The organism is Corallococcus sp. 4LFB, assembly GCF_046520365.1.
GTDB classification, from domain to species: domain Bacteria; phylum Myxococcota; class Myxococcia; order Myxococcales; family Myxococcaceae; genus Corallococcus; species Corallococcus caeni.
The window spans coordinates 1-10364 of record NZ_JBKGHJ010000318.1 but is presented as its reverse complement, the minus strand read 5'-3'; the positions used below and the strand labels follow the sequence as shown (position 1 = coordinate 10364).

General features: G+C 67.8%; 9 protein-coding genes. 1 reads left to right on the top strand and 8 read right to left on the bottom strand.

Going from position 1 to position 10364, the window contains the following annotated elements:
• On the top strand, nt 1–215 hold a 215-nt coding region (locus ACLEQD_RS28270), incomplete at its 5' end, for a DUF2379 family protein (protein WP_410388208.1).
• 106 nt (nt 216–321) lie between these two features.
• Here ACLEQD_RS28270 and ACLEQD_RS28265 read toward each other — a convergent pair.
• The 8 genes from ACLEQD_RS28265 to ACLEQD_RS28230 form a co-directional block, all read right to left on the bottom strand.
• Nucleotides 322–873 carry a PspA gene (locus tag ACLEQD_RS28265; RefSeq protein WP_223738447.1) on the bottom strand — a complete coding sequence of 184 codons (552 nt, stop codon included), beginning with the start codon at nt 871–873 and terminating at the stop codon, nt 322–324.
• Nucleotides 874–989: 116 nt separating this feature from the next.
• Nucleotides 990–1412: a hypothetical protein gene (locus tag ACLEQD_RS28260; RefSeq protein WP_223738446.1), complete on the bottom strand. Its 423-nt coding sequence runs from the start codon at nt 1410–1412 to the stop codon at nt 990–992.
• Entirely contained in the window at nt 1409–2959 is a 1551-nt protein-coding gene (locus ACLEQD_RS28255; RefSeq protein ID WP_223738445.1) for a recombinase family protein, read from the bottom strand. Before ACLEQD_RS28255 ends, ACLEQD_RS28260 begins: the two co-directional genes overlap by 4 nt.
• Complete coding sequence (locus ACLEQD_RS28250) at nt 2956–3153, bottom strand: hypothetical protein (RefSeq protein ID WP_223738444.1); 198 nt, start codon at nt 3151–3153, stop codon at nt 2956–2958. The genes ACLEQD_RS28255 and ACLEQD_RS28250 overlap by 4 nt, the downstream gene beginning before the upstream one ends.
• Nucleotides 3150–3707, bottom strand: a complete 558-nt coding sequence (locus tag ACLEQD_RS28245; RefSeq protein ID WP_223738443.1) for a DUF2924 domain-containing protein — start codon at nt 3705–3707, stop codon at nt 3150–3152. The genes ACLEQD_RS28250 and ACLEQD_RS28245 overlap by 4 nt, the downstream gene beginning before the upstream one ends.
• Nucleotides 3708–3941: 234 nt before the next feature.
• Nucleotides 3942–6383, bottom strand: coding sequence for a hypothetical protein (locus ACLEQD_RS28240; RefSeq protein ID WP_410388206.1), 2442 nt, complete (start codon nt 6381–6383; stop codon nt 3942–3944).
• Nucleotides 6384–6391: 8 nt separating this feature from the next.
• Nucleotides 6392–6895: a CHC2 zinc finger domain-containing protein gene (locus tag ACLEQD_RS28235; protein WP_410388205.1), complete on the bottom strand. Its 504-nt coding sequence runs from the start codon at nt 6893–6895 to the stop codon at nt 6392–6394.
• Between the two features lie 266 nt (nt 6896–7161).
• Nucleotides 7162–7935 carry a hypothetical protein gene (locus tag ACLEQD_RS28230; RefSeq protein ID WP_410388204.1) on the bottom strand — a complete coding sequence of 258 codons (774 nt, stop codon included), beginning with the start codon at nt 7933–7935 and terminating at the stop codon, nt 7162–7164.
• Between the last annotated feature and the right edge of the window lie 2429 nt (nt 7936–10364).

The window sequence follows — 10364 nt, the reverse complement described above, 5'->3', positions numbered from 1 at the left end:
AGGGTGCGTTGGGCCTCTTGAGCGAGGAGTCCCGGCGCATCCGAGAAGGCTCCCATCGGCTCATGGATGCGCTGCACCGGATGTACCAGCACAAGGACAAGGGGGACTTCGGCCGCGCCCGCCAGGAGATGCAGGACGTCCTCAAGGTGGAAGTCGTGCCCCACTACCGCGCCCTCGCCGAAGGGCAGCTCGAAGACATGGCCGACGCGCCGTAGCGACGAGCGCCTTCCAGCAGCGGTGTTCCGGGCGAAAGTGTCACTTTCGCCTTCGAGCTACTTGCCGCAGGAGCGCCCTCCAGAGAGGGCGCTTCGCGGCCCAGACTCAGGCTGGCGTCACCTTGTCGAAGGGGCGCACCACCTTCCTGGCGTCGGAGACGCGCTCCAACGTCACCGTCTTCGCCTTCTCGTCGACGGCCTTCACCTTCGCATTGAAGGCGCCCCGCCCCTGCTTGTAACGCACCTCCTGTCCCACCTCGTATGCGACGGGCGTCGCGGGGCTAGGGCCAGGGCTGGAGCTGGGGACGGCGGCCGTCGCGGTGCGTCCCGCCGCACTCGGACGCCCTCGGCGCTTCTGGGGTGCAGCCTTCGTCCGCGTGGGCTTCGGCGCAGCCTCCGGCCTTACATACTTCCGCACGGGCACCGAGGGCGTGCGCTTCGGCGCGGACGCGGGTATGCGCTGCGACGCGGGAGGCGGTACGGGGGCCCGCTTCGGCGCGGACGCCGCATGAGCCGAGCCGGACCCAATGCCCAGGAACTGAGCAATCTTCCCCAGCAGCTCCAGTTGCCGCTCCTGCAGCTCCACCTGCCGGCCCATCGTCTTCTCCACCGCCTCCGCCACCGCAGTCTGGATGATGCCCTTCATGTCGTTCTGCATGTGCTTTCGCTCACTTTCGTCGCGGGACGTACAACCCTCGCGCTCTCAACACGGACAACAATTCAGCCTCTTGCACTCACGCTACACCAAGGAGTCCAGGCATCCGGACTCCTGTCTCAAAATGAAGCCTTCACCTCGCGCCAACGCTCGCGCTGCACCGCCCACGTCCCCGCGTGTGCAATGGCCCGGAGGCTTCGCTCGCTGAGGGGCTCCTCTCCATCCACGGCCTCGAGGAACAGCACCTCCTCCTGGATGTCGGGCGCCAGCAACTGCAAGTCCAGCAGGTGCGTCACGCGCGCGCGGGTGAAGCCCAACTGGGCTGCGACGTCCGCCGCGCTCCCCACCAACCCTCGCGCAATAGCGGACTCCACGTGGTGCGCCAGGGCCAGCATGCGCGCGACGTGCGCTGGCCGGCGCGCCGCCTCTCGCGGCGGGGGGCGCACGCCCTCCCGGAAGCGCACCTTCGAGCGCCGCACGCGGTGAAACTGCGCGCTGACGAGGCCGGCCTCCGCCGGCCGAGACTCGGGACTCGCGCTCACGCCGCCACCTCGCGCGCGGGCGTTGCGGAGGCACCGGCATGGGCAAGGTGCACATCCACTCTGTCCGTCTCCTCGTCCACCACGACCCGGCCGACGAGGGCCTGCAGCAGGCGCCCCCGGTTGGCGGCCGTGAGGGCGTCCCACACCGCGTCGAAGTCCGCCAAGGCCTGGGCCACCCAGGCCGCCTCCAGCTTCTCCCCCTCCATGGCGTCCAGGGCGCGCTCCACCTCCGCCAGCCGCTTCTTCATGCCGACGGACTCTTCTTCAGCGGCCGTCAGCTTCTCCTCCAGGAGGCGCCGGGTGGGGCCCTCCAGCTTCGAGAGGGAGTCCACCCACTTCGCCGACTCCCCGGCGCGCTTGGCCAGGTCCTTCGGGAGCTGCGCGCGCTCGGCGCGCAGGGCCTTGTGCTTCTCCTCCAGCCGCGCCGTGAGGCGGGCGTGTACCTGCGTCGCGAAGCCCCCACCTACCGAGACTTCCCGCAGCCGGGCGACGACGAAGTCCTCCAGGGCGGCTGCCGGGAGGGGCGAGGCCCGGCACCCCTCCTTCCCCTGCTTGTCCCGGGTGACGCAGCGGTAGTAGCGGTACTCGCGCGTGCCCTTACGCGTGGAGCCGGGCGTCATGGCCTCGCCGCACAGGCCGCAGCGAAGGAGGCCTCGCAGCACGTAGTCCGGGTTGCGCCCGTGGTACTGGATGCCAGGGCCGCGACCCTCCAGGATGTCCTGCACCTGATGGAAGGTGGCTCTGTCCACGATGGGCGAGTGCTCGCCCGGATGCGCCTCGTCGCCATACGGCACGAAGCCCGCGTACAAGGGACTCCTCAAGAGGCGCAGCACGTCCTGCGTCGTCCATTTCCGAGCCGCGCGCGTGGCACCGCTCTGGGCCTCGTGGCGCTTCGTCTTGCGCCCTGTCTCGTTGAGGAGGCGCGAAACCACCGAGGCCTGCTGGTGCTGGAGGTACAACGCGAAGGCCTCCCGCACCACCACCGCCTCGTACTCATTCACCACGAGGCGCTTGTCCTTCACCTCGTAGCCCAGTGGTGCGCGTCCTCCCGTCCACTTCCCCTTGCGGCGCGCGGCGGCCACCTTGTCCCGCGTGCGCTCGGAGATCATCTCGCGCTCGAACTCAGCGAAGCTCATCAGCATGTTCAACGTCAGCCGGCCCATCGCGTCCGCCGTGCTGAAGTTCTGCGTCACCGAGACGAAGGAGGCACCCGCCGCGTTGAAGCGCTCCATGACTTTCGCGAAGTCGAGGAGGCTGCGAGAGAGGCGGTCCACCTTGTACACCACCACCACGTCCACCCGGCCCGCGTCCACGTCCTGCATCAGTCGCTGGAAGGCGGGCCGCTCCATGTTCGCGCCGGTGAAGCCGCCGTCGTCGTAGCTCTCGTCCACCAACACCCAGCCGGGCTGGCGCTGCACGTAGGAGACACAGGACTCGCGCTGGGCGTCCAGCGAGTTGAACTCCATCTCCAGGCCTGCAGCCGTGGACTTGCGCGTGTAGACGGCGCAGCGCTTCGCGTCCGAGGGCGCTGGCTTGCTCTTCCTCATGGCCCCTCCGCCCCCTCTGTTGTCGATACCGGCTCGACGCTCGGCGACGGCTTCTGTCCGGAGAGTTGCTCCGCCACGGCCACCAGTCGCTCCACGTTGTCGTTGAGGCGCTTCAGTTCGCGGACGAGGCTCGGCATCGTCGACTCGAAGAAGCGCTGGCCCATGTGCGTTTGAAAGAAGGCGGGGCCGCTCATGACTTCACCGCCTTCGAGCTGCCGGCCTTGAGTCCAAAGAAGCTGAAGCCATTCCAGGCCGTGCCAGTAATCAGCTTGGCCACGCTGGAGAGGCTTCGGTGAAGCTGGCCTTCGTACTCAATTCCGTCCGCGCGCACCGTCACCCGGTGCTGCGTGCCCTTGAACACGCGCGTCAGCACCGTGCCCGGCGGGGGCAGGCGCGCGTCGCGACCGTCCGCAGTCCCTGCGCGCACGTCCGCAGGGGCTGGAGGAGGCGTCGCGGAGGGCTTCGCCTCCTCCACCTGCCGCATCCTCCAGCGCTCGGGCAGCTTGTCGCCCAACTCTGAGATTCGTGCGACGGCGCGCGCGGAGAGTCCCCCTTCGGCCAGCTCCTGAATCCGGAAGGCCAGGCGCTTCTTCAGGTAGTCCCGGTTGCGGCTGCGCGTGGGCTCGCCGTACAGCTCCTGGTACTTCTCCGCCAGCTCCGGCACCGACATGCTGGCCAGCGCAGCCAGTTGCTGTGGCACGTCCGCCAGCTCCTTACGGGCAGCCCACGCAATCCCCTTCTTCGCCATGGTGGTGTCTCCTTCGTCCGGGGCAGCACGCCCTCGGGCGAAAACCATGGACGCTCTGTCCCCAGAAGAAGACAAGTCGAGAGTCTGCGGCTCAGCCATGCGCGCTCTCCTCTTGGTGCAACTTCATTACGTGCGGCGCATGCTGCGAATGGCGACGAAGCAACAACTCCCAGAGGGCCTCCGAGAGAATCTCCACTGCGGCCTCGCACTGTTGCTGCGGGGCGCGCCGGGTCACTACTCCGCCCATGGGTCGACCTCATCTACCTCTGCGGCAGCCATGTCTGCATTCACCTCCGGCTCGCCTCCCAACTTCTGGAGTGCGTACATCGTCCGCTTCTTGCGGTCCTGGTTCCGCACCACCACCCGCAAGTCCCCAAAGACTCTGTCCCTCGCCGTTTGCAGCGCTCGGCCCAGCCGGCTCTGCTGCGAGCGGGAGCCGCCCTCGCCTCGCACCTGAAGCATCAGCTCGTCCTTCTCGCACAGCTCGTTGAGGCTCGAGACGAGCACCTCCGCCGTGCCATGCGCTCCCCACCAGGCCTGGACGAATTCGCGCCAGGACTCCCCTTCGACGTCCGCATTCGCATAAAGCTCGTCGAGGTTGCCGAGGAAGCCCTCCACCCCAGCCACATTGAGAAGGCCGCCCATGACGGCCGCCCAGTGCTCGAAGGAGCCCAGCCGCTCGCGCCCCAGAGGCCTCCCCGCAGCAATCCACGCCTGCACGAGCGTCAGGGCCGCACGCACCAACTCGCTCCGGTGCTCCTTCACCCAGAGGATAATCGGGTCATGCTTGAAGCGACTTCGCGTCCAGGCCCTGTCCAGCTTGGGGTCGATGCGGATGCGCACGGAGCGACGGGCAATGTCCTTTGAAAGCTTCGGGTTGTTGCCGGTGAGCATCCACATGGCGGTATTGGGCAGCGTCAGCTTCTGCGTCTTGCCCAGGAGACGGTCCGTCCAGGAGGTACTCGTCAGCATGGCGGCGAGGGCCGCGGAGGAGAGCGTCGCCTTCTCATTGGCGTTGTCGAGGAGGATGAGGGGGCGCGCCAGGGCGAGCTCGGCGGTGAGCGTCTTTCGAATCTCCTCTTCATTCTCAGGCAAGGTGCCAATGGCGAACGCCCTGCCCGTCGCCACCCACGAGACGAGGTCGCACAAGAGGCCCTTGCCGGAGCCGACAGCGGGCGCCTCTACGACGTGGAGGGGGGTGCACCCCTCAATCATCCGCCGGACGAAGGGGAGGAGGACGGCGGCGAGGGCATGTGCCTTATCGCTGGGGTGGGCAAATGGGAAGTCCACGAAGACGTCGTCAGAGAAGAGGGCACGTGCGGCGGCAACCTCCTCGGGTGTCGGCCGCTCGGACACGGCGCCGAGGTGAAGCGCAGGAGCGGGCTCCAGCCAGAGTCTGTCCTCCGGGTGCAGCCCAGGCGTCAGGAGGAGCTTCCCGTCCTGTCCGAATACCGGCGTGGTAATGACAGCCTCCACTGAGGGAAGGCCCGGAGGCGGGTACGCGAGGAAGTCCCGCGCGACGTCTTTCGGCGGGAAGACGGAGTGCGGCCTGCCCTCGACTTCCGCTACCCACGTCGCCTCCCGGAGGAGGACTCCGTAGACGGCGGCCTCCGTCATCTCCGAGAGAATGGGCGCCTCCTTCTCGGGCTGCGCGAGTTGCACGAGGGCGTTGCCTCGCACAAAGAGTGGCGCCGCCTCGTTGGCGAAGCCCTGCGTGCTGGCAGCCCGCATGCGACGCGCATTCGCCTGCACCACCGCTTGGCGCGCCTCGGTGACAATGGCCCAAAGTTGGCGGTTGCCCACGTTGATTTCCGGGCGCGCGGCGGACGCACGGCGCTGCGCCATGGCCGCCGCCTCCTTCTCCGCCACCACCCCCTTGAGGTTGGCGTTGAGTGCCCGCCTCCGGAGGCCAAACTTCGCCGAAATGGCGTCCAGCACCACGTCGGCTCGGACTGCCGTGCATTGCTGCAATGAGGCCAGGAGGGGCGCCAGCGCCTTGTCCAAGTCTGCCTTGGGCGCACTCTCTGGAATGCCATCCAGCAGGTACTCCGGGTATGCCCTCGCGCGTCCGAGGACTTCGTGAAGCGTCGCGGCGCCCTGCGACGCGACAAGCGCGTTGACGTCCACCTTCTCGGTGCCCTGCGGACGTGGAAGCAGGGCGACGCACGCCTCTCGGCCCTCGGCCCAGAGGGCTGCGGCAGTCTCCCGCGCGCCCGCCTCTCCGGCGCCGCTGGCCTCGGCGTCATTGCAAATGACGACGCGCCTCGCGTCGCGCGTGAGCTTCAGCAGCCGAGGAATGTCCTGCTTGCGAAAGCGCGTCGTGGCGGGAGAGAGACAAGGAATGCCCGCCTGCATGGCGCTGATGCAGTCGGTGACGCCTTCCGTAATCAGCAGCGTGTCGGCCTTGCGTGCCGCGTCCTCGTTGTAGAAGTAGTCGTTGCGGACGGTGGGTGAGACGTAGGGGTGCCGCTCCGAATGGGTGAGGAGCTTCTTGTACTTCGCCTTCTCCCACTCTTCGTCGCCCGTATATTGCGTCGCGCGGGCGATGAAGTAGACGACGCGGCCATCCTTCCAATATGGGAAGACGAGGCGCTCCCGGAAGAAGTCCTCGACGTGGCCGCCCGGCAGTTGGACGAAGAGGCCCGTCTTGAGGGCCGCCTCGCGGCTCGCGCCCATACCCTCTCTCAGGTGCGCGAAGAGGCCGCCGTCTGCCACCCCAGCTTGAAGCTGTCCACCACCTCGTCGGTGAAGCCGTAGTGCTGTTTGAAGGACTCCTCGCGAATGTTCGCGGGCAGGTGGCGGTGGTAGTAGTCGGCGGCGGCCGTGAGGAGTCGCTCGACGTCGCGGCGCTCCACCAGCGCCTCGAGCTCACGCGCGTGGGACTCGTCATGGGGCGCGGGCAGGGGAATGCCGGCGCGCCCTGCCAGTCGGAATACCGCCTCCTTGAAGTCAACCTTCTCCCTCTCCTGGACGAAGGTGAAGACGTCTCCCCCCAGGCTGCCGCCGTTGGAGAAGTCGTGCCACGTCTGCGTGGCGGGCCACACGACGAAGGAAGGCGTCTTCTCGGGGTGAAAGGGTGAGAGTCCCTTGAGGGTGCTGCCCGAAGGGCGCAACTCGACGTGGGCGCCGACGACGTCGGTTATGTCCGAGCGGCTCCGCACCTGCTCCACGAAGACGCGAAAGCTCATGGCGCAGGCACCTGGGGGCTGCGCCTCGCCGCCGCGGAGTCCAGCCCTCGACGCACAACGGGCTGACGCGCACGCCACGCCAGCATAGCGCCGGGCTGCATCTGCCCAATGACTGTTGGGAGGCCGAGGACATGAGAGGCAACGCGCCCCTCGTCCCCGCGGCTCGCGGAGAAGGAGTCCTGCATGGGTTTCTTTCCGGGGACGTGTAGACGTGCTGCCTCGCAGCACGCCCTCGCTTGGAGGCTCAATTCACCTCGGGCTGGCGCTCAGCAGTTTCGTTCCCAAAACGCCCGGTACTCGACGGCAACCGCTTCGACGAAGGTTTGCCACTCCTCGCCGCGCATGGCTGACACGTCCCCAACCTGCTGCATTCCGAGGTGGTGGTGGAGGAGGCGCTCCACCCTCTTGCGCGGCATGGTTTTCAGTACGTCAGAGAGGTACTGCACGAGGCGCGCGTTGGGTGGCCTTGCGCCCGCGTCGCCGCGGCGCGCCGCTTCGGCTTGCGTCGCCGCGTCCACCCGGAGCCTCGCCAAGTCGTGAAGCGGCAGCCCCTGGAAGGCCTGCTGCTGCTCCGGGGACAGGCGGCGCTCGGGCTGCAGGGAGTAGCGCGTCTGCCACCAGTCCTTCGCGGCCCCGTGACGCTGGACTTCAACAGCCCACGTCTCAAGCCCAAACGTGTGCCGCATGCGCAGGGCTTCCTTGAAGAAGGCAATCCCGTACTCCAGCACCTTCACCTCGCGCGTCTCGAAGAGGGCGACGTTGTGGGTGAATCGCAGCACGGGCTTGTGTCCCTCCACCTTCAGCCTCCGGGTGAAGGGGACGAACTTGTTGTCAATGAAAGCCACGTCGCGCGGGTGCGGCTCCCCGAGGAAGACGACGACGGCGCTGTCTCCGTCATTCTCCAGCTTCAGCCAGGCGTCCCCGGCCTCCTTGGGCTGCTTCGCCAACTCCTGCGTGCGGCAGTCCTCCCTCAAGGACTGGGCTGGGGCAGGGCTGGGCGTCTGGGTAACTGGCCTGGGGGAGTCGCTCTCGTCACGCATGTGTGCCTCGGGGCCGGAGGAGGTTGTGGCCGCTGCTGCTGAGAAGCCGCTCCGTCCCTGCAGGGACAAAGGCTCGGGGCCCGCAATCGGGGACATGCTGACGCGCCCGAATTTCCACCGGGGCCTCCGACTCGCCAGGTACTCAGGTTTTGCGGGAGTCCTGGTGGCTTGCCCGGCGTCCGGCAGCACCATGAGGAGGCTGCGGCGGGCCATCCCGCATGGAGGGGCGCTCCTTCATGAGGGCGGCGATGGCCTCTGCTGGGCGGGCCTCATGCCCCTGCCTTGGACACGGGCGGAGTTCCCACCTCCTCCATTCGGACGCCCACGCTGCGCTCCAAGGGAAGAGGCCACGAGCACTCCACGAGGGGCTGGCCTACGACTGCTCGGAACGAATGAGGAGTGCGTGGGCGAGGCAACCTTTGCGCCGAAGGGCCTGGACAGCCGCCTTCCCCAGAAGCCGCTCTCGCTCGAACCAGGGCAACCCCAGCAGGACGCACGGGGTGGTGCTCACCGGTGACGCGCAACCGGCGGCCCCAGCACGACGCGAGGGCAAATAGGACGATGAAGGCGGGGAACAGGAGAGTGAGTCGCCTCACCACCTACATTCTCCCCTCCGACTCTCGCATTCCTGCCGGACTGCCGGACTTCATGCCGGACTTCCCCCGCTGAAGTCCGGCACCAAAAATCGCTGTAACTGCGAGGGGTTAAACCATCCTGCCGGACTTGCCGGACTTCCTCCCCCGTCCCGCCCCTCTACGGGGAAATATTTTCTGCGCGCTTCCCTCCCAAAATATTTTCCCTCGCGTACGTAAAAGTGGCTTTGAAGTCCGGCAAGTCCGGCAGAGTGACTCAACCCCATGAAGTTGTTACGGAAATTACTGCCGGACTTCATGCCGGACTTCTGCCGGACTTTGGAGAAGTCCGGCGGCTGAAGTCGGGGTGTTGGTGCCTTGCTTCAACTGGAGGTACAGGGCGCCTGGGTGAGACCTCGGCACCTCCGGCTTCCCTGCCCTGGTTGCTCTGGACGCCAGGGACCGGCTCAACGGATCGCATCCGGGTCGGCCAACCAGCTCGCGACTCCTGCGCTCTCAGGACTGGCCACTTGCGCCCGGTTGCCCTTCGCCTGCGCGAGGAAGGCGGGGCAAGGGCGAGAACCGTTCAGGCTTCAGCGAAGCGGCCCTTTGACGCTCCTGAGCACCCGGGCTGCTTGAGCGGAGCTGGACTTCGATTCGCGCAGGTGCCCCACAGTAGAGGGCGGCCCATGACAGTTCGAAGGCGCGGCTGTCTCGGCGGCTGCGCGAAGCCCGAAGCTGTTCGTCCAGGTGGGCCCTGGGCCAGCGACACTCCCGCGCTCGGGACGATGCCCCTCCAGCAGGCTCTCTTCCCCCCACGCCCCCCTTTGGGGCGAATCCCAAGAAAGTGAACGGGCTTCATTCCCGAGCTTGTTCACTTTCAGGCCCGTTCACTTTCACCGGACCAAGCCCCACCAGGCCAGGCTCCGCCGTGGAGCTCACCTGGCGCGCGGAAGCACACGCCTGGCGCCGCAGGTCTCGTAGTTTCGCGGGGTTGGGGCGCCAAGCCACCAGGTGCTCGAGCACCGCGGTCCGAGTCCGAGCCTGAACTCGCGCCCGGAAGTACACTCCGTCCAGCGGGCCGGACTCCAGCGCGCCATTCACTTCCCCGGCCCACCTGCCCCCTCCCCGCTGGGGTCCGCTTGCCGCCCCTGGCCCCTAGCGCGCGCCCCCGATTCAGCCCCGCGCACCAACGCCTCCTCTGCGTGGCGCCCCGTTCGTGCGCGCGTGTCCTCCAGCGCTTCGGGCCGCAGGGCTTTGTGCTCTCCGTGAGGCCCACGACTCCCCGCGACCGCCCTCGAAGCACCGGCCCGCCGTCCCGCGCGCAGCTGGGCGCGCGTGCCGTTACCAGGGCCGAGCCGAATGGCCGAAAACAGGTAAAGGCGGCCATTCGGCGTCACGGACCCCACGCTGTTTCGCGCGCTTACGAGGCCTCATAAAGGGCCGAAGCGCCGAGGCCGATTGCCGCTTTCCGCTGGTTGGGGCCGCCTGCCGCGCACCCTCGCGGCCCAGCTCCTCCCCCGTCACCGTCACTGCCTGCCCCTGCCGGGCGCCACCATGCCTACCGACGACGCCAGCACGCCTACCCCGCCTACCCCTGACGCCAGGGTGGGGGGTGGTGCGTTTTTTCGTGCGGGCCTCGCCGCCGGGGCGTGTACCTGGGGCCCTTTTCGAGAGAGTCACCTCTGAAAAAGTGAACACCCCGCGCCTGTTCATTTGCACCCGGTAAGTGAACGCCTCGCGCTGTTCACTTTCGCCGGCCGTGCCTGGGGCAGCCCGCGCGATCTCCGCGCACAACTGCCCTCACCGCCTCCGCGCGGCACCCCGGCCCAGCCAGGGGCTCTCGCGGGCGCTCAG